The 21,722-nt window shown below is 47.6% G+C and carries 23 protein-coding genes, 1 riboswitch and 1 other annotated feature; of the genes, 8 read left to right on the top strand and 15 right to left on the bottom strand.

From position 1 onward, the window contains the following. Position 1 precedes the first annotated feature (1 nt). From GLV97_RS10280 to GLV97_RS10265, 4 genes are all read right to left on the bottom strand, one after another. Entirely contained in the window at positions 2-1,063 is a 1,062-nt protein-coding gene (locus tag GLV97_RS10280; protein ID WP_160889616.1) for a phosphotransferase family protein, read from the bottom strand. A gap of 10 nt (positions 1,064-1,073) precedes the next feature. Beyond that, positions 1,074-1,472, bottom strand: coding sequence for an acyl-CoA thioesterase (locus GLV97_RS10275; protein ID WP_160841431.1), 399 nt, complete (start codon positions 1,470-1,472; stop codon positions 1,074-1,076). Positions 1,473-1,484: 12 nt separating this feature from the next. Further along, positions 1,485-2,357, bottom strand: coding sequence for a 3-hydroxyacyl-CoA dehydrogenase family protein (locus GLV97_RS10270; protein WP_160838934.1), 873 nt, complete (start codon positions 2,355-2,357; stop codon positions 1,485-1,487). A gap of 127 nt (positions 2,358-2,484) precedes the next feature. Beyond that, positions 2,485-3,264, bottom strand: coding sequence for an SDR family oxidoreductase (locus tag GLV97_RS10265; protein WP_160838935.1), 780 nt, complete (start codon positions 3,262-3,264; stop codon positions 2,485-2,487). A 458-nt stretch (positions 3,265-3,722) separates the two neighbouring features. On the opposite strand from GLV97_RS10265, the gene GLV97_RS20340 reads away from it, so the two are divergent. Next, positions 3,723-4,085, top strand: coding sequence for a CotY/CotZ family spore coat protein (locus GLV97_RS20340; RefSeq protein WP_423784968.1), 363 nt, complete (start codon positions 3,723-3,725; stop codon positions 4,083-4,085). 159 nt (positions 4,086-4,244) lie between these two features. Further along, a complete protein-coding gene (locus GLV97_RS10255) occupies positions 4,245-5,081 on the top strand; it encodes an STAS domain-containing protein (RefSeq protein WP_160841429.1) in 837 nt (278 codons plus the stop codon). A gap of 683 nt (positions 5,082-5,764) precedes the next feature. On the opposite strand, the gene GLV97_RS10250 is transcribed toward GLV97_RS10255, so the two are convergent. The 6 genes from GLV97_RS10250 to GLV97_RS10225 form a co-directional block, all read right to left on the bottom strand. Further along, positions 5,765-6,757, bottom strand: coding sequence for a nucleotidyltransferase domain-containing protein (locus GLV97_RS10250; protein ID WP_237418607.1), 993 nt, complete (start codon positions 6,755-6,757; stop codon positions 5,765-5,767). Positions 6,758-6,769: 12 nt separating this feature from the next. Beyond that, a complete protein-coding gene (locus tag GLV97_RS10245) occupies positions 6,770-8,029 on the bottom strand; it encodes a glutamate-5-semialdehyde dehydrogenase (protein WP_160889614.1) in 1,260 nt (419 codons plus the stop codon). Positions 8,030-8,049: 20 nt separating this feature from the next. Then, positions 8,050-9,177: a glutamate 5-kinase gene (gene proB / locus GLV97_RS10240; RefSeq protein ID WP_160841426.1), complete on the bottom strand. Its 1,128-nt coding sequence runs from the start codon at positions 9,175-9,177 to the stop codon at positions 8,050-8,052. Between the two features lie 42 nt (positions 9,178-9,219). Further along, positions 9,220-10,062, bottom strand: a complete 843-nt coding sequence (gene proC, locus GLV97_RS10235) for a pyrroline-5-carboxylate reductase (RefSeq protein WP_160841425.1) — start codon at positions 10,060-10,062, stop codon at positions 9,220-9,222. 360 nt (positions 10,063-10,422) lie between these two features. Continuing rightward, a complete protein-coding gene (locus tag GLV97_RS10230) occupies positions 10,423-10,752 on the bottom strand; it encodes a thioredoxin family protein (RefSeq protein ID WP_160838951.1) in 330 nt (109 codons plus the stop codon). Between the two features lie 75 nt (positions 10,753-10,827). Further along, positions 10,828-11,442 (bottom strand): DUF421 domain-containing protein, encoded by a 615-nt coding sequence (locus GLV97_RS10225; RefSeq protein WP_160838953.1) that lies wholly within the window; start codon positions 11,440-11,442, stop codon positions 10,828-10,830. Between the two features lie 100 nt (positions 11,443-11,542). Next, positions 11,543-11,758: a binding site (T-box leader), on the top strand. Between the two features lie 42 nt (positions 11,759-11,800). On the opposite strand from GLV97_RS10225, the gene argS reads away from it, so the two are divergent. The 4 genes from argS (at position 11,801) to GLV97_RS10205 (ending at position 15,082) form a co-directional block, all read left to right on the top strand. Further along, positions 11,801-13,480, top strand: coding sequence for an arginine--tRNA ligase (gene argS, locus GLV97_RS10220; protein ID WP_160889613.1), 1,680 nt, complete (start codon positions 11,801-11,803; stop codon positions 13,478-13,480). A gap of 75 nt (positions 13,481-13,555) precedes the next feature. Continuing rightward, positions 13,556-13,786 (top strand): hypothetical protein, encoded by a 231-nt coding sequence (locus GLV97_RS10215; RefSeq protein ID WP_160838957.1) that lies wholly within the window; start codon positions 13,556-13,558, stop codon positions 13,784-13,786. Positions 13,787-14,311: 525 nt separating this feature from the next. Beyond that, positions 14,312-14,794 carry a ribonuclease H-like YkuK family protein gene (locus tag GLV97_RS10210; RefSeq protein WP_224871480.1) on the top strand — a complete coding sequence of 161 codons (483 nt, stop codon included), beginning with the start codon at positions 14,312-14,314 and terminating at the stop codon, positions 14,792-14,794. A 33-nt stretch (positions 14,795-14,827) separates the two neighbouring features. Then, positions 14,828-15,082, top strand: a complete 255-nt coding sequence (locus GLV97_RS10205; RefSeq protein ID WP_160889612.1) for a DUF4190 domain-containing protein — start codon at positions 14,828-14,830, stop codon at positions 15,080-15,082. Between the two features lie 257 nt (positions 15,083-15,339). Here the strand turns inward: GLV97_RS10205 and GLV97_RS10200 are convergent, their stop codons facing one another. The 4 genes from GLV97_RS10200 to GLV97_RS10185 all read right to left on the bottom strand — a co-directional run bounded on the left by GLV97_RS10200 (position 15,340) and on the right by GLV97_RS10185 (position 18,763). Then, a complete protein-coding gene (locus tag GLV97_RS10200; protein WP_160838961.1) occupies positions 15,340-15,993 on the bottom strand; it encodes a peroxiredoxin-like family protein in 654 nt (217 codons plus the stop codon). 25 nt (positions 15,994-16,018) lie between these two features. Continuing rightward, positions 16,019-17,095 (bottom strand): ethanolamine utilization protein EutH, encoded by a 1,077-nt coding sequence (eutH, locus tag GLV97_RS10195; RefSeq protein ID WP_160889679.1) that lies wholly within the window; start codon positions 17,093-17,095, stop codon positions 16,019-16,021. A 118-nt stretch (positions 17,096-17,213) separates the two neighbouring features. Next, positions 17,214-17,687 (bottom strand): peptide-methionine (S)-S-oxide reductase MsrA, encoded by a 474-nt coding sequence (gene msrA, locus GLV97_RS10190; protein WP_160838963.1) that lies wholly within the window; start codon positions 17,685-17,687, stop codon positions 17,214-17,216. Between the two features lie 122 nt (positions 17,688-17,809). Next, a riboswitch (SAM riboswitch) is annotated at positions 17,810-17,930 on the bottom strand. 140 nt (positions 17,931-18,070) lie between these two features. Next, positions 18,071-18,763, bottom strand: a complete 693-nt coding sequence (locus GLV97_RS10185) for an AIM24 family protein (RefSeq protein WP_160838965.1) — start codon at positions 18,761-18,763, stop codon at positions 18,071-18,073. 186 nt (positions 18,764-18,949) lie between these two features. Between GLV97_RS10185 and GLV97_RS10180 the strand changes: the two genes are divergently transcribed. After that, positions 18,950-19,432, top strand: a complete 483-nt coding sequence (locus tag GLV97_RS10180) for a DinB family protein (RefSeq protein ID WP_160838967.1) — start codon at positions 18,950-18,952, stop codon at positions 19,430-19,432. Between the two features lie 379 nt (positions 19,433-19,811). Continuing rightward, the gene (locus GLV97_RS10175; protein WP_160838969.1) at positions 19,812-19,964 is read left to right on the top strand and encodes a hypothetical protein; all 153 of its coding nucleotides are present in this window, start codon (positions 19,812-19,814) and stop codon (positions 19,962-19,964) included. Positions 19,965-20,069: 105 nt separating this feature from the next. Here GLV97_RS10175 and GLV97_RS10170 read toward each other — a convergent pair whose 3' ends face one another. Next, positions 20,070-21,551 (bottom strand): Na+/H+ antiporter NhaC family protein, encoded by a 1,482-nt coding sequence (locus GLV97_RS10170; protein WP_160889611.1) that lies wholly within the window; start codon positions 21,549-21,551, stop codon positions 20,070-20,072. Positions 21,552-21,722 lie beyond the last annotated feature (171 nt).

Genomic DNA, 21,722 nt, shown 5'->3' with positions numbered 1-21,722 from the left:
GTTACAGCCCTGCCGTTTCTTCGGCATGCTGAATCAAGTTATTGACGAAATGGTTCATATGAGCAAACCTTGGGTCTTCGGTCTGCCCCTTTTTATAGCGGAAGTAAATCTGCTGGATGATTCCAGCCAGCTTAAAATAGGCAAACGTCAAATACACATGGACGTCGTCAACATTCCGCCCGCTCTTCAATGAGTAAGCGTTTACAAATTCGTCCCTTGTAAAAAAACCTTCCTCTACGGTAACCGGGGGACGTCCAAGTCCTTCCTGCAGCATCGGAGGATCATCAGATTGAATCCAGTAACTGAGTGCTGCTCCAAGGTCCGCAAGAGGGTCTCCCACTGTTGTCATTTCCCAATCAAACAGGCCGACCATTTCCGCATGATCGTCCCGGCTGAACATGGCATTGTTCAACTTATAATCATAATGAATGACAGAGGCAGCTTCAGAAGAAGGAACATGATCCACCAGCCACTTCTTCAGCCGCTCCCCCGACACAACATCATCCGTACGGGAGCGGTCGTACCGTTTGATCCATCCGTGCACCTGACGCTCCATAAACCCTTCAGGCTTTACCATATGGACGAGTTCCGTTTTTGTGTAATCCACATCATGAAGTGCGGCAAGCTTGTCCACCATCGTCTCTGAAATGCGACGGCCAAGCTCCGCACTTCCTTCCACTCCCTCGGGAAACTGTTTATCATAGACGATCCCCTCTCTACGTTCCATAATGAAAAAAGGGGCTCCGATAAGGTCTCCGGATTCATAAAGAAAAGGCCTGGGAGCCAGCGGATAGACAGGATGCAGCGCCTGCAGCACATTGAACTCCCGCTCCATATCATGGGCCTTGGGGGCGACAAGGCCGAGCGGCGGACGTCTCAGCACAACCTTCCAGTCGTCCCCGGCCGAAAGCTCATATGTTAAATTGGAATGTCCGGCGCCAAACTGCCTGATCGAAAGCTCCTGGTCCGGCATATTCAATCGTTCTTTTAAAAAAGGAACCAATGTTTCATAATCCAGCTCTTCACCTTTACGTACCGCCTGCGTATCTTTCGTATCGGCCATCCGACCCCTCCTATTTCGCAACGGGCATATGTTCTTCCAGACGTTGTCTCATCTCGACTGTAAATGGCAGACTCTTCTGCTTTTCAAAATCAAACTGCACAATTACCGAGCTTCCCTCGGCCACGACCACCCCGGAATCTTTCTCCACCATTTCCTGTGTCAGATGAAAACTGGACTTCCCGATTTTTGCGACACTGCTCTTGATGATCAGCGTCTGATTGAAATACACCTGCTTGAGGAAATCACACTTGGCAGAGGCCAGAATAAAGTTCCAGTCATCACCGACCAAATTCACCTCGTTGAAAAACCGAATCCGTGAATCCTCCATATAGACAAAGAAATTGCTGTTGTTCACATGACCGAGCATATCTGTTTCACAAAATCTTACGGTGACCTCCATTTCATGCATGACCCATTCCTCCTACTGATTCACCTTCGTTTCATACGTATAAAAGCCCTTACCTGTCTTCCTTCCCAGCTCACCGGCTTCGACCTTTTCCTTCATCGTCCTGGATGGCAGATGAGCAGGATCGCCCGTTTCATTATACTGCTGCTGCATGACGTAATATCCGACATCAATGCCTGATAAATCCATCAGTTCAAACGGGCCGATCGGATGGCTCAACGCTTTGCGGGTAATTTTATCGATATCCTTGAAGTCCGCATATCCACCTTCATACAAGCTCATCGCCTCTTTCTGAATCGCAAAAAGAATCCGGTTGGCGATAAATCCTGATATTTCTTTCTGCAGCAAAACGGCTGTACGGTTCATCGCCCGGCAGACATCCATAGCTGTCCGGGCTGTCTCCTCTGATGTATGATCCCCTTTGACGACTTCTACACAGTCCATGACAAGGGGAGGATAGAAGAAATGCATATTGCAGACCTGATCCGGACGTGAAACCGTATCGGCGATCAAAGAACTGACAATGGTGGAAGAGTTTGTGGCCAGCACTGTATGGGAAGGGACGATTTCATCAAGCTGCGCAAACACTTCCCTCTTCACATCCAGCTTTTCGACGACGGCTTCAATGACAAGATCCGCCTCTCCGGCCGCTTCTCGTAAGTCTGTCGTAAAGGAAAGTCGTTCAAAGGCTTCGGTTTTCTCCTGCTCCGAGATTTTCTCTTTTTTCACCCATTTCGCCATGATCTGTCTCAGCTTCTCCTCGGCTTCCCTTAAAGCATCCGGACGGACATCCTGTACATACGTATGAAAACCTGCAAGTGCCGACAACATGCCGATCTGATGCCCCATACTTCCCGCACCAACGACAGCGATCTGATTCACCTTCATATGATTCCTCCTCTGAAACTTGGAAAATCCTCATAAGGATACCTGGGATCTGAAAAAGGGAGATGTTTGATAGAAACGCATAACCCGGTCTGCTTCATTCCCCCCCCTTGCTCAAACCTCTTTCTTATCAGCATGACGCATGCATGCCGCCATCGACGACGAGCACGTCTCCTGTGACATAATCCGATGCCCGGGAAGCTAGAAAAAGAGCGGCTCCCTTCAAATCCTCCTCTGAACCGAAGCGGTTGAGAGGGGTACGGTCCAGAATGAACTCTCCCCCCTGTTCCAATAGTCCTTTCGACATTTTCGTCGGAAAGAACCCGGGAGCAAGGGCGTTGACTTGAATATTATGAGCTCCCCACTTCACGGCCAGATCCTTCGTGAAAGTGATCACCGCTCCTTTACTCGCGTTATATCCAATCGTATCCATGAACCTTGGATCCGCTCCGCCCAGACCCGCTACAGAGGCAATGTTAATGATTTTCCCTGATTTTTGGTTTACCATGACTTCTCCGACCTTCTGGGACATTAAAAACGTCCCGGTCACGTTGACGTTCATCACTTTTTGGAAAGCTTCCAACGGCATTTCCAATGTCGGTGCCCCCCAGCTCGCTCCGCTGTTATTGACGAGAATGTCGATGGTGCCGAACTCTTCCAACGTCTTTTGGACCACGTGTTCAATATCTTCTATCTTTGTGACATCACACCCATAGGCGGAAACCTTGACTCCATGTTCTCTTTCCAGCTGCCGGGCGGTTTCCTCGCACGCCTCCTGTTTTCTTGAACAAAGGACGAGATCCGCCCCTGCCTCTGCAAATCCTTCGGCCATCTGTTTCCCAAGCCCTCGTCCCCCACCGGTTACGAGTGCCGTCTTCCCCGTTAGATCAAACAAGTCCTTCACATGCATCGGCTCACTCCTTAGGAAAATCGGTTATGTAACATACCAAACGGTTAGTATGTATTCATTCTACCTTCATTATTCTGAAAATTCAACCAGAAAATGAATGAACATTCACTTTAATCCATCTATAAAAATGAGGAGATTTCTACTCATATGGAAGTAAAAACGACAAAAAGAATGCCAGTGTACGCTGGCATTCTCGAAACGGAAGGTGTTTCCTTGTATATGCAGTCTCTAGCTGCCGATCTTCCTTCCGCTGTCTTATACCTTATGCATCGACCCTTTCTTATGGATTGGCCTTTGTCCTATATCAGGGTGGAACAGGACAGAAGCACAGCCCTTTCTCCCTGCACGGAATAGAATAGAAGAAACGAATAGAAAGGAGGATTCTGCCTTTGAAACCCTTGTCTTCCTGCCGCTGCTCGGTTACTAGGACTGTGACGGCCATCATCAAAGCACAGAATATGGTGTCCCGACGTCATTCTGAAATCAGCTGCCGTACATCTATCGCGGCTCTTCGCGGCGATCATCAGCACTTACGAGGAGATACGACCATTCCGTTTATGCTGTACTGTAAAGATGGACAACGCTTCTGCGCGCATGGCATCAAGGAAAAGGATGGTGTTTATGTATGCGTCAAATCTTCTATATTCAGAGCTGTTAAACGTTCTCCCGACCACTCTTCCTGTGCCGTTCTGGAGCTTTTGATTATCCATGAAAATCACCCCTCTCACTATACGGCTACGGGAACGTTTATTAAAGTCGACCTTTCATGCTTCTGTTCCATCCGATGTTTAGGTACCACTACTCCGAGGAAAACATGGTAGACATCGATGATTCTGATCACCTGTATGCTGCAGGTTGTTTTATTTTGTTTCCAGCCTCGTAAAGATGGAAAATACAGAGATGACCTTATATAATAGAATTAACTATGAAGCTCTCCGGATCTTTTATGAGAGGCTCAAGTAGAGAGAGGAGCTTCCCCTTTGAAAGCCAATCTAGCATTTCGCGAATTTCTGTTGAAAAAAGCTTGGAATTTAACGGAAGAATGGTACAATTCACTCGATCAAAGTTCGGTTTCCGGTGTTTACGCCTCCCGTGACCAAGCAACGATTGAAAACTTAAAATCCCAAAACTATGCGTTTCATAAACACCTGGCCGAGATTTTCACACTGGATAAAGAGGATTTCCTCGAACATATGAACGACTGGATCGTTGAAATTGGACGGGATCCCCACCATCTTGAGACACCCACCCACGAGATTATGCGGGAGTTCATGCGCGTCCGTATCCAGTACCTTGATTTCCTTAAAGAATTCATGGAAACCCAGAATGTCAGCGTAGACAGGGAAAGAGAAACACAATGGACCCGCCTACTGGTGGATGCCTTCGATCAGATCATGTATAAAGTCGTCGAGGAGAAATCCAATTACCTGAACCGTACGATTGAAAAACAGCAGTCGACGATCAATGAATTAAGCTCTCCATTGATTCAACTTTCCAATGATCAGGCTCTCCTTCCTCTTGTCGGAAACATTGATACGGACAGAGCCGCTGCCATTTTGGAAAATATTTTAAGGAAGTGCACGGAACAGGATGTAGACTTGCTGTACATAGACTTGTCTGGAGTCTATCTCGTAGACACGATGGTTGCCCAGCAGATTTTCCAGCTGATCGACAGTCTCCGCCTTATCGGAGTCTCCTCAACCGTCGTAGGCATACGTCCTGAAATTGCCCAGACCGCTGTTTCCCTCGGCCTGGATTTCAGCCATGTTACGACGACGGCAACGTTATCGCAGGCGATGGCAGGTCAAACCTTTTAAAAACAAGCATCCTGTCTGGGACAGGATGCTTGTTTCAGCTTGTAAAGAAACAGGGGTTTCTCTACAAGCTTTTTTCTTTCTTACCGACAGGAGCGAACCCCTTCCCTTTCCGCGGACGAGCGTCCGAGCTTCCTCACAAAACCCACGCTCGGTGATCTCGGCACACTCGAGTGAAGGGGCACCGCTCCTTGGGCGTTCTTTAAAATCGAAAAAGACCCTCCTTCACCCAGCTCACCCTTGCTGGATGAAGGCCAATCTTTTTCATATTCCGGCAGACAGCCGTCATCAGCGCCTGTTCCTTCCCTTTTTCTTTTCCACACAGGCGGCAGCAGCGCAGCCTGCCGTTCTTTTGAATCGGCAAACCTGCTTAATGCAGAATCTCTCCTATATATACTAACGTCGGCACGAGGAGCGTTCGGTAGTGATGCCTGCGGGAACAGCACGGGCCGAAGATCCACTTGGGCAGGCGGTTTTCCTGACCAAGTCAGCTGAGGGCGTGCCCGCGGCATTCATCCACCGATAAGCGGAAAGTGACCCTTCACACGACAAATGGATAACTCTTACTGGTTAACACAGGTTTTTTCTACAGCCAAAAACAAACATCCTGTCTGGGACGGAGCCTTTACCCGCGGCGCTCATACGTGAATATACACTTGGAATAAGAGCAGCTCCACGAGAAAACTCTATCTCTTTAATTCGCTGATCATGCGTTCCAAAAACGGAAGAATGTCTTCTTTACCCTTCCACACTTCATAGAGCCACGTCATCTCCCCTTCAATTAAATGGATGAGGAGATGCACAGCTTTTGGATGATCCTTCAGGGAGAGGTGTTGATAAACGTGCTGCAGTTTTTCTTTCGGCTCTGCAGGAAGGGATTTTTCCGCTGTTTTCAACCCCAGCTGTGCACGATCGGGAACATAATGCTGAAGAAGAATTTCTGCTGTCTTTACAGCCAGATCATTCATGACCTTACAAGCCCACATATCATTTCCTCTATCGGATGTTTTTTTATACTGCAGCAAAAAGAATGTGACATCATCCACAGCATCCTGAAAGTCCTGCTCATCCAGATACAGATGCTGCTCCTGTTGATGCTTTTCCATCCGCCTTTCAGGGTCATAAAGCACTCGGAAATAATCCTTATGTATAAGCGTTTGTTCTGTAACCGTAAATAGATCCACGTGGAGGAGATTATCATAAACCGCAATGACCTGCGGAGCAATAATGAAGATTTCGTCATAAAACAGGAGAGGTCGGTAGCGTAATAGATGCTTTTTTCTTTCCTTTAAAAACGCATCCTGTTCTTCTTCATCTACAAGAACGTAAAGGTCGACATCCGAATGGTCATCTTCCTCCCCTCTTCCCATCGATCCTTTTAAAAAGACAGCTTTCACGAGCGGATCCGCTTTCAAACTTTTCAACAGTGCGTCTACAGCCTCTTCCTGTCTCATCTCCATCCCTCCTGAAAACATATCGATTACACCATCATACAGCGGCTGGAATATAAAGTAAACCTCCATACAGCGGGAGAGGATTCGATAAGGATAAGGCACATCCTTTCCGGCTGTCGCCGCCAGTGGGGAGTGAACAAACCACTGATCTAAAATGCGCTCTACTCCCTGTACCCGCATATAACAAAGAAGGCTGTCGAGAACATTCTCGACAGCCTTCGGCATCTTTATCATGCTTTATCGGATTTGACCGTTCCCTTTCATAAGGAACTTGATCGTTGTCAGTGCCGGCAGTCCCATTGGTCCACGGGCATGAAGTTTCTGGGTGGAAATTCCGATTTCCGCCCCGAATCCAAGGGCCCCTCCATCTGTAAAGCGCGTGGACGCATTGTGGTATAAAGCTGCTGCGTCAACAAGGGCCAGGAAGTGGTCGGCAGCTTTTTGATCTTCTGTAACAATCGCTTCAGAGTGCTTCGTTCCATACGTTTCAATATGAGCGACTGCATCTGTCAGACTATCTACAGCTTTCACCGCAAGATCCGTGCTCAAGTATTCATTGGCCCAGTCTTCTTCTCCGGCGGGAACAGCACCTGGAATTGTATCAACGATGTGCTCATCCCCATGAACCGCAATGTTGTGCTCTTTTAATGCTGCGATGAGCGCATCTTTGTTCTCTTTCAACCAGTTTTTGTGAACGATCAGTGTTTCTGCTGCATTACAAACAGCCGGACGATCGGTTTTAGCATTGATCAAAATGTTCAACGCTTTTTCTGCATCCGCCTGCTCATCGATATAAATGTGGCAGTTTCCGACCCCTGTTTCAAGAACAGGAACCGTGGCGTTTTCCACAACAGCCTGAATCAAGCGGCCGCCTCCACGTGGGATCAATACGTCGATATGCTCTTTCATTGTGAACAGTTCGTTCGTTGCAGCACGATCTGTGGAAGCAATGAACTGGACAGCTTCCTTAGGCATTTTCGTTTCCTCAAGACCTTTGTGAATCACTTCTACAATCGCTTCGTTCGAATGAATGGCAGAAGATCCACCTTTCAGGACAATAGCATTGCCTGATTTCAAAGCAAGCCCGGTTGCATCAACAGTGACGTTCGGACGTGCTTCATAGATCATCCCGATGACACCGAGCGGGACAGTAACTTTCTCTACCTGTAGTCCATTTTCCAGTGTCCAGTCGGTCAGAACCTGCCCTGTCGGATCTTCCAGTTCAGCAACATCCCGAAGTCCCTGGGCAAAATCCTCCACGCGTTCCTTAGACAAGGAAAGACGGTCCATAAACGCATCGGTAAATCCTTGTTCGCGTCCATTGGCCAGATCTTTTTCGTTGGCCTGGAGAATGCTTTCATATTCACGTTCCAGAACATCAGCCAGATGCAGCAGGGCTTCGTTCTTTTCTTCTTTTGAAAGGATCATGAGCTGTTTGGATGCTTTCTTCGCTTCAATCGCCTGGGCTTCCACATTTACTTTTGTAGTTACAGTCATCAAAGACCTCCTTGAGTATTTTAAACGCCTACGGGCATGGATACTTCTAAGTGGCAGACAAAATCTTTTTGTTCAACGGCGGCTTTATCGTAAGACTCGAGTTCAGGTTCTGTCAGATTGATCATATTTTTCATTTGTTCAGAAGAATAGTTGACTACGCCTAAGCCGATTTCTTCACCATCCAGGTCCTGAATTCTTACGACGGCACCTTTTTCAAAGCGGCCTGTGACGTGATGAACATTCCCCGGCATTAAACTCTGCTTCATGTCGACAACCGTTTCTTTCGCACGGTGGTCAATGATCACTTTCCCTTCCGGTCCGGAATTAAAGGCGATCCACTGTTTCTTCTGATCCAGATTTTCAGAGTCAGTCGTGATTTCAAAGTACGTTCCTACAGCATCTCCATAGACCGCATCATATACGATATTCGGGGTATTGGCCTTCCCTAGGAAGGACGCGATACCGGAAGCCATGGAAATTTTAAAGGCGTCAATTTTAGATTTCATGCCGCCTGTTCCAACTGCACTACCAGGGTCACCGGCAGCAGCTTCAATTTCAGGGGTAATCTCGTGGACTTTATCAAGCAGTTTTGCATCGGAGTTCTTTCTAGGATCAGCATCATAAAGTCCATCGATATCTGAAAGGATAATCAACTGGTCTGCGTCGACAAGGCCGGCGACCTTTGCTGACAACGTGTCGTTATCTCCGAACTTAAGTCTGTCGATCGTAATGGTGTCATTTTCGTTTACAATAGGGATTATTCCGCGTTCTAGTAGGACATTGATGGTGTTACGTGCGTTGTTGTAGCGGTTTTCATCAGAAAAATCACTGCGTGTGATGAGGATTTGAGAACCCATATACCCATGGGATAGGAATAGGTCGGAATAAGATTCCATTAACAGTCCCTGGCCGATGGATGCGGCTGCCTGTTTTTCCGGAAGGGTGCTTGGACGCTCGAGGCATCCCAGTTTCCGGTAACCTGCGGCTACAGCTCCTGAGGAAACAAGGAGAACTTCATGGCCGTCGTCCTTCAGGCGGACAACTTCATCGACAAGTTTTTCAAGCTTACGACGGCTGATTTCACCGTGGGCACTTGTAAGTGAACTGCTTCCAATTTTAATAACGATTCGTTTCTTATTTTGACTCAACTTATCACTCCTGTTTAACGATTTTGCGTCTGATTGCTGTATTTATCTACTGCCTACGAGTAGTCCTTCAAGTTCTGCACTTAGTTCTTTGGATCGGGATGCTGCACCACGCACGGCTTCTGAAATAGCCTGACCTCCGCCGCTGGCTGCAAGCGCATCGAGTCCTGCTGCTGTTGTACCATTTGGAGAAGTTACGTTTTCCCGCAGTTCTGCCGGAGATTCGTCGCGCTCCAACATCATTTTAGCGGCACCAAGAAGCGTCTGTGCTCCGATTTCCCGAAGCGTTTCTGAGTCCATTCCTTCTGCACGACCTGTTTCTTCGATATGCTCCATCAAATAGTAGAAATAAGCAGGTCCGCTTCCAGCGATTCCAGTGAAAACATCCATCTTCTCTTCTTCAATGACGAAAACTTCACCGATTGAACGAAGCAGGGCTTTCGTAACCTCGACGTTCTCCATGTCTGCGAATTGACCAGGGCACACGGCCGTGGCTGATTCACGCAGCATGCTGGAAGTGTTAGGCATCACACGCACCACCTGCTGATGGTCGTTCAGACGATCTTCCATATAAGAAGTAGAAATACCGGCAAGAACCGAAACCAGTACTTGATCCGGGTTCAATTTATTTTTCAAGTCTTCCAAAACAGCGTCAATATCTTTCGGCTTCATGGCCAGAATGAACTGATCCACTTCAGCGAAATTCAATTCATCTTTTAAAACTGTACGGACGCCGTATTTATATTGAATGTGGTTTAAACGTTCCTGATTACTTCGGTTGGTTACAATGATCTGTTCAGCTGGAATATTTTCCGATTCCACCATTCCTGAAATCATCGCCTCTGCCATAGATCCTGCACCTAGAAAAGCAATCGTTTGTTTAATCATTTGGGTTAATCTCTCCCGTTCGCATTTTTGTTCGCTTTTTCTCTAAGACGTTTTTCATCATAACACTGGCAAATACATATTCAAGGGCTTTGATACAAGTCGGGTCTATATTCGTCAATTAGTCCGTGTAAACGGTTTCATGAAGAGATATTTCGCATTCATCGCTTCTCATCGGAAATAATCTCGTCTTATGGAAGTATTTGCGCCTTGAATTTTTAAGAAATGCTCGACAAAACCGAATTGTTAGAATGATCAGTTATTGGTTCTTCTGCTTCGCCTACTCTTCAAGAAAATCTTCTTATGCCTTCTTTTCTGCATATAAAAAGCCCGCTGCTGGTCAAAAAGACCAGCAGCAGGCGTTTAGCTTTCGTTTATAAAATGATTTAATTTAGCAAGCTGCTGATTGAGTTCACCAATCGGCACGAAACGGGCTTTCCGGAAGAGTTCCTTCCCTTCCGAATAGACAAGAACGGCCGGAACGGTCATAACAGAATAATGACCGGCTACCTGGGGTACCTCATCTGCATTCACATGTCGGGCTTTGATCTTGGGGTAATCAGCCAGCAGATCCTCCACTTGAGGCAGAAGACCATGACAAACGGAGCAGCCCGGTCTGGATACATAAACAATCGAGAGCATTTCCTCATTCACAAAAGCATCTAAATCTTCAATGGAGTGTATATAATCCATTTGTCTCACCTCGAGTTCATTATATCAGCTTCCGATCCAAAATTCCTTTCAAATGCCTTCCCTTACTGAAGACGTTTACTGAAGACGTTTCGGAAAGGGCTGTTCATGGTGTTTGTTTTCGACTTCCTTAAACAGGTCCTCGCCTGACGGGCTTTCGGATGAAGCCTGAACTGCTTGATCAGGATACAGCTTGGAAGCCAGCAGATGCAGCTGCTGCTTTATATCCTCCATGTCCTGTTTAGTGGCTGGTTTCTTATGTTCCTTCAACTCAAAGCCAAGCTGGCCGTTCGGCTCCAGTGTGGCGGATTTCAAATCCTGGATACAGGAAACATTCGACTGACGGAGCTTCATTTCCAGTTGGTCCACGGTGAAACGCAGCTTCTTCAAGTTTTTTTCATTCAGCTGGCCATTCTCAATAATGGAGACAGACCTCCCCGTTAAAAACCGTTCCATAAAATCAAATTTCACCTGTGAATATTCCATCGCCATCAAGGTTAAGACAAGCACACCACCAACACCAAACGTCACCCAGATGTTTTTTCCTGCTACCGGCTGAATAAGCAGGGACCCAATGGCAATCATGATAACTGTCTGGGACAAGGTCATTTGTGAGATTGACTTCCGGCCGGCGATACGCAGGATAATCGTACCCGCAATGATGATTAGTACAGCTTTCCATATCCAATCCATGATTTCACCTCTTCCAACTAGGTTCACCAAAGACCACCACCCTATTCTTAAATGAAACATTGCATCTCTTCTGGAATTCCGATATAATCTTTTCAAATATTCAAAATCAACGACAAAGAGAGTAGCCGGCAGGAAGGCCACAGCGAACTGGGGGATGGTGGAAGCCCGGGAGTCTTTCTGTCGGTGAACCGGACTTTGGAGATGTTCTTCTGAAACTGGAGTAGGAAGAGCCGGGGATTCCCCGTTACCAAATACAAGCGGCTGAATGATGTTCAGCTTTAAGAGTGGCACCGCGAGCCCAGGCCTCGTCTCTTTTATTAGAGACGGGGCCTTTTTTATGGAGAAGGAGGAATTTTTAATGGAAAAACAAATCACAGCCCTGCAGATTTCCCACATTCTTGGAGAGGACTACCCCCGCGGGTGGGTGGAGTCTTTGATTGAAATACCGAAAAAAGAAAAGTTCGGCGATGCAGCCTTCCCCTGTTTTGCTTTAGCCAAGTCGATGCGGAAGAGCCCGGCAGTCATCGCCGGGGAGATTGCCGCACGGCTGAAGCACCCTGTTTTTGACAGCGTAGAGGTCCAGAGCGGGTACATCAACATCTTTTTTGATCGAGCCTTTATTACAGAACATACCTTAAACCAGGTGCTCGAGGACCCGGGAGCTTATGGGAGCCATACTTTCGGTGAGGGAAAAAACGCTGTTTTTGATATGTCCTCCCCGAATATTGCCAAGCCTTTTTCCATGGGCCACCTCCGCTCCACCGTCATCGGAAACGCCCTGGCCAACCTTGTGGAAAAGTGCGGCTACCAAGCTGTGAAAGTGAACTATATCGGTGATTATGGAACCCAGTTTGGCAAGCTGCTGGCTGCCTATACACGATGGGGAGATCCAAAAGTCGTCGAAGAAGACCCTATTAAGGAACTGACCAAGTTATATGTGACTTTCCACGAAGAGGCGGAAGAGGAACCTGCTCTGATTGAAGAAGGAAGAGAATGGTTTAAAAAACTGGAAGCTCAGGACCCTGAAGCGCTCCTTCTCTGGAACTGGTTCCGAGAGGCCTCCCTTCAGGAGTTTGATACATTATATGAAATGCTTGGCGTGGATTTTGATTTAACACGGGGAGAGGCTTATTACACGGACAAAATGGAACCGGTCATCCAGCAGCTGGAGGACAAGGGATTGCTGGAGAAATCCGAGGGAGCTGATGTTGTTCAGCTGGACGAGTCCATGCCCCCGTGCCTCATCCGGAAGAGCAACGGAACGACGACGTATGCTACACGCGATCTCGCTGCCGCCATCGACCGTTACCAGTCCTACCCCTTTGAAAAAAGTTTATATGTCGTTGGAAATGAGCAGACCCTCCACTTCAACCAGATCAAACAGGTTTTGAAAAAGGCCGGGTTTGAATGGGCAGACCGGATGGAGCACGTCTCGTTCGGAATGATCCTCCAGGATGGACAAAAGATGTCTACGAGAAAAGGAAAAACCGTCTTGTTGGAAGAAGTTCTGGAGGAAGCCGTAGATCAGGCACTCATGAATATCAAAGAGAAAAACCCGGACCTCATGAATCCTGAAGAAACCGCGCGCCAGGTCGGGGTTGGAGCTGTCATCTTTCACGATTTAAAACAGGACCGCCGCCATGACATTGAATTTTCTCTCGAGGACATGCTCACCTTTGAAGGAAATACCGGTCCTTATCTCCAGTACACCCATGCACGTGCCTGCTCGCTGTTACGTAAAGGCGGGTTTTCACCGGAAGACTCAAAAACGGCAGGTGGAGACCCAGAATCCTGGTCCTTAGTAAAGATGATGCGTGCGTTTCCTGAAGTGACAGCGAGCGCCTGCAGTACCAATGACCCGTCCAAAGCGGCGCGTTACCTGCTGGATCTTGGAAGATCTTTCAACCAATATTATGCCAAGTCAAAAATCATCGGTTCTCCCACCCAGCAGGAAAATCTCACGCTCGTTTATGCCTTTACTGTTGTGATGAAGGAAGGGCTGCGTCTGCTTGGAATGGCCGCACCGGAACATATGTAAAACAGGATCATTTCCAACATCCGTCCAGTTCATATTATAATGAAGCTAAGTCTTTAATCAGGGAGCGGATGTTCCATGTATCCTTTATACTATGCTATCATCATTGTTTTGTCTGTCATCGCTTTGATCAGCACGATTGTCATCGCCAAAAACATGGACAAGTCAGAAAACCAGCTGTCTCCGGAAGAGGACCTGCAGCACCTGAAATCCGATAAGAATGATCAAGGAAGTATCCCGCTGCTTTCCGCCATTTATGCTGTTACCTTCGTGATCACCGTTATTCTTGTCTGGATTTTTATCTTTTAGGGCCTGTTCAAGCAACCGGCCCCCCCCTCTCCGGTGTCACTGTTTTTTAATCATCTATTTCTGCCCAACACCGTAGACATCCTCTTCGCTTATTCGTTTTGATGACAAGCCCATTGGCCTCTCTCCGACTGTTCCATGGCTGACAACTCCTTTTGTGCCCCCTGGCCCGCTTAATCGGTCCATCCCTGCCGCCAACCTTATTTGCTGGTGAAAATGTACCTGTTTACTCAGTGATACCAATGTTCCCCCTCCATCATTTACTATTTTTTACATAAACGGCCTGACTTGCACACATACTCTATTTAAAAACATGTTATCTTTCAAGCAGGTCTATGAATATCCTAATAACAGAATGGTCACAGCTGCTTGGATGGACAACTGTTTCACGGCAGGAAAGTTTTGGATTATCGTGGTCGGAAAAGGGGAATATTGTTATCCCCTCCCACAATCCACTGCCCAGAAATAAAAAAGGAGATGGCAAATGTGCACCAGCCCGATTTGTTTCAAAACCTCACTCACAAGAAAATGGGATTTTCAGAAGTGTTCTCACATATTTTAACGTTTATGAAACGGGAGCCTGTCGGTAATTACCGGCTGATGGTAGGAACGGATTCACAAGTTCATCCTTCCCGGACGTTATTTATTACCGGTGTCGTCATTCAACGCGTTGGAAAGGGCGCCTGGGCCTGTTATCGAAAGGAAGTCATCCCCAGAGAAATGACCACCCTCCATGAACGGATTTCCTATGAAACGTCTTTAACCGAACGGGTGGCCTCCCTCTTTACAGAAGAACGGAAAAATGAACTGATCGATATCGTGCTTCCCCACATTTACAAAGGGGCGACCTTTACAATGGAAGGGCACATTGATATTGGGTCCGGTGACCGGAACCGGACAAGGGTCTATGTGAACGAAATGGTGGCCAGGATCGAATCCCTGGGGATGGAACCGAAAATCAAACCCGATTCGATCGCTGCCAGCAGTTATGCGAACCGATATACCAAATAGCACCACAAAAGTTTTTTAAGAGAGGAGCGTTCCATGTATCAAAAAGCTGTATCCGCCCTCGTATTGGGCATAATGTCTATCTTCCTCCCTCTTGCCGGACTGATTACAGGCATCATCGGCATCGTGATGGCCAATGCCTTTCTCAGCAGCGAAGAGGATGAAAAAGAAAACGGCCGGCATTTTGCCATAGCAGGCAAGATCTGCTCGATTATAGGCATCTGTATTCAAGTCAGTGTGCTGCTCATGCTGGCGGCCGCCTTCTACCTTTTCGGTTTTTTCCAATCATAAAACAGTGCTTGTCCTCGTGTGAAACCAAGGCGGCTGGCTGAGCATATAAAAGGAAGACCATCTGGTGAACAGAGGATCTCCCTTAGACCGTCCTATGGTGAGGACGCGGTGAGCTTACGGTGGTGATCATCACAGAAAGCACGCATGATAAGCGGATCGTGACCGTATCCCCACCTTAAACCCGATCTTATTCCAGCATCCGTACGTTTTCTACAAACAAAAGGCGTCCCCCTGTTGGAGGACGCCTTTTGTTAGACTTATGCGGTTACTTTTTTCAGTTCCTGTAGAACTTCTGAAGGTTCCGCACGGTCTTTATAATCGGATTTTGTATATTCATATACGATCGTACCATCTGTATCAATGATGTACGTTGCGGAAATTGGAAGAGTCCAGGATTCGTCTCCGTTGTGCTTGTCCACGTTCAACCCTTTGTCCTTATACACGTCGACAAGATAGTCCGGAAGCTCATAAACGAGGTTGAACTGCTGGGCCGTTTTGTTTCCTACATCACTCAGTACATGGTACTGCAGGTCATTTTTCTCCTGAGTTGTCATAGACTGATCCGGTGTCTGCGGGCTGATGGCAATCAACTGAGCCCCTTCATTGTGGATGTCTTCCATGATTTCCTGATACGCGCGAAGCTCCATATTGCAGTAAGGGCACCATCCGCCACGGTAGAAGGTCACGATGGCTGGACCCTGCTTCAACTGCTCCGAAAGTTGAACCTGACCGCCCTTTGCATCTGGAAGGGTGAAGTCGGGTGCTTTTTCTCCTTTGGAAAGGCCGTTCCCTTGGTCAGAGGCTTCCAATTCATCAATCGCCTGACTCATTTTGTCCTGAACGTCCTGAGAAGCATTCTGCTTGAATTTCTCAATGTATTGGTCAAACTGTCTGCGCATATCTGTCGTCATTCAAAAAACTCCTTTATCATTTATTTCAACCTTTATTATACGTAGAATCTGTTTCATCATAAAATGAAACGTCTTGCTTTGTTAGAATCAGGGCTAAACTCACAGCAAGAATGCCTGCACTTAATTTACCCACAATTACCGGAAGGATCATCTCCGGCTGGACGCCCGCCACAAAAGCGAAGTGACTTCCGAATACAAAAGCACCGCTGACGGCAAAAGCCGCATTGACTGTCTTTCCTCTGTCATCCATATCCTTCATAACCGCCAGCATTGGTAAGTGATGAGCAAGCGATGCAATAAACCCTGTCATTGAGACCGCATTCATCCCGAACCGGTTCCCCGCCCGGGTAAGCAGTTTTTCTCCGCGCCTGCTGATAAAGGCCACCAGCGGATAGGCCCCCGCGAGGGTAACCGTTATCTTACCGACAATGAGGACTCCTTCCGATAACGGAGCCATACCGGGAAGAACGGTGATACCTGTCAACGTTTCAATAATGATAAGGGCAAGCCCTGATATGATGATGATTTCGACTGCTTTGCCAAAATAGGCAAACAGACGGATCGTCACAGCTGTGAAGAGCCAGAGACCTGCGGCGATAACAAGAGATAGAACGATCGCGGGAAGCAGATTTTGAAACATCCAGCCCAGTTCATACCCGGCCGTCCATCCTCCAATGAAACAGCCGATGGGAATCGTCACCAGTCCTGCAAGAATCCCTTTCGCAAAAAATGGCTGATCTTTTCCTGCTACAACAGTCAAGGCCACCGGAATCGTAAAGACAAGCGTAGGACCCATCATCGTACCGAGCAGAGCCCATGAAAAAACAGCCGCTTCTTTGTCTGCAGCCAGCGATTCAGCCAGCGGATAAGCCCCCATGTCGATCGCGAGGAGCATCGAAGCAAACATAGCCGGGTCTGCCCCAAGGATCTCGAACAGGGGGGAGACCACAGGCGTCAGCCACCTGGAAAGCACCGGCGCAAGGGAAATGATCCCGACCATCGACAGCGCCAGCGGCCCCATCATCATAAACGCTTCATAAAACCGCCAGCCTAAGGCAAGACGGTGATTCAATATGTAGTAATCGAGAGCCCCAAGAACCATAAAAGCACACAGGACGACCAGAATAATATCATTCAATGCACGCTCCCCCTCCCTTTATCCTCCTTCATTCTAGTGAACTTTTCTCCATAAAAAAAGCCCCTCGATGAGGAGCTTTTTTTCAGCCGATGGAGCAGGCGGCCGACCCATGCTTTTGAATGTATTTCTGGTGATGCTCTTCCGCTTCGAAGAAGGATGTCGCCTCTTCCACCTGCGTAGCGATCGAACGCTTGAAGATGCCTTTGGCACTCCATTCTTTGATTTTCTCTTCTGCAATGTACTTCTGGCTGGCATCTGTATAGAAGATCACTGAACGGTATTGATGTCCTACATCAATACCCTGCCGGTTTACCTGTGTCGGGTCGTGAGCTTCAAAAAAGATATTGACCAGTTTGGCATACGTAATGACAGCAGGATTGTATTCGATGCGGACGGCTTCCGCATGACCGGTATTTCCCTGTTTCACTTCTTCATAGGAAGGATTTTCGAGATGTCCTCCGATGTAACCGACGGTTGTTGCCGTTACCCCTTCGAATTTCTCAAAAAATGCTTCTACTCCCCAAAAACATCCTGCGCCGAAAATTGCTGTTGCCATATCTACATCTTCCCTTTCCTTTAACGCAACTTCTATCGAGAGCCTTAACGGGGTTGCTGATATGCAAAGAACCCCTTTTCTTATCCACATAAGAAAAGGGGTTCGTATCAATCCGTACGATCCTCTCATCTTTTAGGATGGTGTCCATCCTACAGGAATTGGCACCGTTCTCGTCAATCCTTGGATTGATTCGATGGTTGCCGGGCATCAAAGGGCCAGTCCCTCCGCCTCTCTGGATAAGAAGTTTCCGTTATTTATTTAATGTTGGTTATCATCTTACTACGTTTCAGTAACGAAGTAAAGGATTAATAATGATCTTTTTTTGTATCATTATTGTATTCACACTGTAGCATGACTATGTCTGTCCACGCAAAAGAAATGACTTACTGACTGCCGGTTGTATAAATCTCCTCATACGGCTGGACGATGACAAATCCATCTCCTTCGAACTGCATCTGTATGGATTCCCCGCTGCCTCGACCAATAAACGTCTTGAAGCTGACATCCGTCTTAAAATTCGGCTCTAAGTGCCCGGACCAGGCAACCGTTGCATGCGGATCTGTAATGACCGGTTCCCCTGGACGGACGAGCAGGGTGAGCGGTTCATAGTGGGAGGTGATGGCGACACGGCCGCTGCCGTTCAAGGTTACATTAAACAGACCTCCGGAAACCATGCCGGCGACTTTTTTCATCAGCTTGATATCCCAGTCGATGCTCGGTTCAAAAGCCAGAAGGTCGTTGCCGTTTACTGTTATCGTTTCATTATCCAAGTCGAAAATCGTAATTTTTTTCCCTTGATCCGCGAGATACAGACGGCCGCGCCCGGTCGCCTTCATCAGTGAACTGCCTTCTCCGGTCAACGCTTTCTTGAACATTTTCCCAACGCCGTGCTCCAGAATTCCTTCTCTCTCAAACTTGATGTTCCCGTTATAGGAAATCATGGCTCCCGATTTTGCCCATACCTGATCAAGCAGGTTCACCTCCAGAATACGCTGGGTTTCAAGCTCAAAGTAATCATTCTCTGAATCATCCTGTTTCGTCTGCCTGATAAATTCTTCAATGGAATAGTCCGCCATATAACCTTCCTCCTCTTATGTAAGATATAATTCTATACCACACCTTGGAATGAATTAGACCATTTATGAAACCTTTGTCTATCATTTTACGTTTACGAAGGGAGAAAGGTTTCATCATCTCCCCCCGCGGGAATGAAAATTCTATTTGATATGTTTAAATAACCTGATGACGAGGAGGACCTATTCATGTATGGTCTTGATGAAAAAAGAAAGCAGCTGCTGGAATACGCCCGGGAGATCTCTGATGAACAGGCATCGTTAAAGCCTGCGGAAGGAAAATGGTCGGTTCTTGAAATTCTGGAGCATCTGTATTTAATGGAACAGCTTGTCGTCTACCAGATCAAGCAGGCGATTAAACGGGGAGATACACAGCAGACTTCGGAAAAACCGATCCACCGGACAACAGAGAGAGACTACAAGGTGGAAGCCCCTGAGTCCGTTCGTCCCAAAGGAGCCTTTCAAACCATCGCTGAAGCAGAAGATGGTTTAGAAAAGACCCGGGAAGCCACGTTGTTCCTGATTCATAACAAAGATGAAGAAACATTGAAAAACCGTGTCTTTCCACACCCGGCATTCGGTGACATGGACTTGATCCAGTGGATAGAGTTTATCGGATGGCATGAGCTTCGCCACCTTGATCAAATGAAAGAAACTGTAGAAGCTTTATAAGCACGAAAAAAAGGCGCAGAGGTAAATCTCTGCGCCTTTCAGCTTGGAGAGAAACCCCTGTTTCTTTACAAGCTTTTTTCATTCTTACCCTCAGAAGCGAAAGCCCCTTCCCTTTCCGCGGACGAGCGCCCGAGCTTCCTCGCAAAACCCACGCTCGGTGATCCCGGCCCACTCGTTCTTCCGCAGGAGTGGAAGGGGCGGCCGCTCCTTGGGGATTCTTTAAAATCGAAAAAGACTGCCGTCATCAGCGCCTGTACTTTCCCTTTTTCTTTTCCACGCAGGCGGCACCAGCGGCGCCCATGCCGTTCTTTAAAATCTGCGAACCTGCTTCGTGCACAGTCTCTCCTATATACTCTAACGTCGGCACGAGGAGCGTTCGGTGGTGATGCCTGCGGGAACAGCACGGGCCGAAGATCGACTTGGGCAGGCGGTCTCCCTGGCCAAGTCAGCGGAGGGCGTGCCCGCGGCATTCATCCACCCACAAGCGGAATGTGACTCTTTACACGACAAATGGACAACTCTAACTGGTTAACACAGGCTTTTTCTACAGCCGAAAAGGCGCAGTGGTAAATCTCTGCGCCTTTTTTAATCTGTGGGAATAACACTTGGTCCTTTCCCATGTTTACGATCCCAGGATTTATTTTTCAGGCTTCAATTCTTCCCCATTTTTCCCGGTGTAACGGAGGCCCCAGCCTGTCCATGCAGCAATCAGCATAACAAGAAGCAGAAGCCAGCCCTGAAAGACAAACGGGAAAACCTCTCCAGGCGAAACAACAGGCAGGAAGTCATACTTATCCGCCGCTCCCTGAACCGTTGCCCAGGCGAGCAGAACACCACCGCTCCAAGGGAAAATATATCCCAGAGAGGAAGTCACTGTATCCAGGAAGTTCGCACGACGGTAGGGGTGAATATTCAATTCCCCGCCGATTTTTCTTACAAAGGGAGCCGCTGCAATTTCGGCCGCTGTGTTAATCGTGATGAAAACATTTAAAAAGGCTACAATACCAAAGACAGCCAGTTCTGCTCTGCGGACGACGCCATTAATGATCCGGAGAAAGAAGTTTTTGATCACTTCCATCGTTCCACCTACTTCAAGCATGTATGCCGCCGCAAGAATGAATAAAATTAATACAGCCATATTGAAGTACCCGCTGATCCCATCGATAAGGGCCCCTTCAATGACAGGATCACCTGCTTCATTAAAATGAATGTACAGAACTTCTTTAAGAGAAATTCCACTCAAATAGATGAAAACAACAGAAGCGAGAATTCCCCATGATAAGGACGTCAGAAGATGCTGGCCTGTCAGCGCCAATACAAGGACTAGTACAAAGGGCACCAGCATCAACAGCCCGCCAGGAGACACTTGACTCTGCAGATCATTGATCACCTGCTGACTTCCCTGTTCGCCGCCTCCTCCGAAGACGATGAACAAAATCAGCGCCGGAACAGCCGCCGCCATCGAGTATTTAAAACGGGAACGAACAACCCCCGGCACATCCGCTTCCTGTGTCGTAGCAGAAACGATTGTTGTATCAGAAACAGGGGCAAGGTTGTCCCCGAAGACCGCTCCACTTAAAATTGCTGCTACGAGCAGAACAGGATCTGCACCTAAAATCACACCGGCCGGATACATAAGTACGCCGAACGTCGCTACAGTCCCGTAGCCGGTACCGACAGCCGTCGAAAATAAACCGGCAAGCAAAAACGTAATGCCGACAAAGGCTCCGCCTTCCAGGCCGGTTTGGAATCCAAACCAGATCAGGCCATCCACCAGCCCTCCAGCTGACAGCATATTCGCAAACATACCAGCCCAGAACCAGGCGATGATCGATACGATGCCTACAGGCTGAGCCATTCCGGTAATCAGGCTCTGCGCATAATCCGACCACTTGGATTTTGTTAAAAACAGCCCGAGTCCGATGCCGATCACAATCCCTAAAACAAGACCCTGCTCTGTTACGAGCCCTGCCACACTTAGGACAACCGCCCATACGATAAAGAACACCAATGGCACCGTTGCAGTAAATACACCGCCATGGAACTCCAGTCGCTGGATTTCTTTTTCCCCTAAGGCTTCATCGATGACTTCTTCGTTGTTCCCTTCTTGATCTGCCATCTGATTCCCTCCTCAACAATGACTTAGCCGTATATAGTTTACCACCTGCTGTTCTGTAATATAAATAAACGATCGGTTACCACTTTAAAGCAGATCAGTCATTCTAATGGAAAACGTCTGAATCCTTGCTCCATGATTCAACCAGTGATAGCTTCTGAATATAAAGGAGGT

The organism is Halobacillus litoralis (genome assembly GCF_009856355.1).
GTDB lineage: Bacteria > Bacillota > Bacilli > Bacillales > Halobacillaceae > Halobacillus > Halobacillus litoralis_B.
This window is presented reverse-complemented; position numbering and strand designations above follow the sequence as displayed.

Bases quoted from the DNA above. Each gene is read 5' to 3' on its own strand.
- GLV97_RS10210 (WP_224871480.1), top strand. From the start codon at position 14,312: ATGGGATTTTCAGAAGTGTTCTCACATATTTTAACGTTTATGAAACGG.
- GLV97_RS10205 (WP_160889612.1), top strand. From the start codon at position 14,828: ATGTATCAAAAAGCTGTATCCGCCCTCGTATTGGGCATAATGTCTATC.
- GLV97_RS10230 (WP_160838951.1), bottom strand. From the start codon at position 10,752: ATGGATTATATACACTCCATTGAAGATTTAGATGCTTTTGTGAATGAG.
- msrA (WP_160838963.1), bottom strand. From the start codon at position 17,687: ATGGCAACAGCAATTTTCGGCGCAGGATGTTTTTGGGGAGTAGAAGCA.
- GLV97_RS10250 (WP_237418607.1), bottom strand. From the start codon at position 6,757: ATGCCGAAGGCTGTCGAGAATGTTCTCGACAGCCTTCTTTGTTATATG.
- GLV97_RS10275 (WP_160841431.1), bottom strand. From the start codon at position 1,472: ATGCATGAAATGGAGGTCACCGTAAGATTTTGTGAAACAGATATGCTC.
- GLV97_RS10215 (WP_160838957.1), top strand. From the start codon at position 13,556: ATGTATCCTTTATACTATGCTATCATCATTGTTTTGTCTGTCATCGCT.
- GLV97_RS10170 (WP_160889611.1), bottom strand. From the start codon at position 21,551: ATGGCAGATCAAGAAGGGAACAACGAAGAAGTCATCGATGAAGCCTTA.
- GLV97_RS10245 (WP_160889614.1), bottom strand. From the start codon at position 8,029: ATGACTGTAACTACAAAAGTAAATGTGGAAGCCCAGGCGATTGAAGCG.
- GLV97_RS10270 (WP_160838934.1), bottom strand. From the start codon at position 2,357: ATGAAGGTGAATCAGATCGCTGTCGTTGGTGCGGGAAGTATGGGGCAT.
- GLV97_RS10185 (WP_160838965.1), bottom strand. From the start codon at position 18,763: ATGGCGGACTATTCCATTGAAGAATTTATCAGGCAGACGAAACAGGAT.
- argS (WP_160889613.1), top strand. From the start codon at position 11,801: ATGGAAAAACAAATCACAGCCCTGCAGATTTCCCACATTCTTGGAGAG.
- eutH (WP_160889679.1), bottom strand. From the start codon at position 17,095: ATGGTTCTTGGGGCTCTCGATTACTACATATTGAATCACCGTCTTGCC.
- GLV97_RS10180 (WP_160838967.1), top strand. From the start codon at position 18,950: ATGTATGGTCTTGATGAAAAAAGAAAGCAGCTGCTGGAATACGCCCGG.
- GLV97_RS10225 (WP_160838953.1), bottom strand. From the start codon at position 11,442: ATGGATTGGATATGGAAAGCTGTACTAATCATCATTGCGGGTACGATT.
- GLV97_RS20340 (WP_423784968.1), top strand. From the start codon at position 3,723: ATGGTGTCCCGACGTCATTCTGAAATCAGCTGCCGTACATCTATCGCG.
- GLV97_RS10265 (WP_160838935.1), bottom strand. From the start codon at position 3,264: ATGCATGTGAAGGACTTGTTTGATCTAACGGGGAAGACGGCACTCGTA.
- proC (WP_160841425.1), bottom strand. From the start codon at position 10,062: ATGATTAAACAAACGATTGCTTTTCTAGGTGCAGGATCTATGGCAGAG.
- GLV97_RS10200 (WP_160838961.1), bottom strand. From the start codon at position 15,993: ATGACGACAGATATGCGCAGACAGTTTGACCAATACATTGAGAAATTC.
- GLV97_RS10280 (WP_160889616.1), bottom strand. From the start codon at position 1,063: ATGGCCGATACGAAAGATACGCAGGCGGTACGTAAAGGTGAAGAGCTG.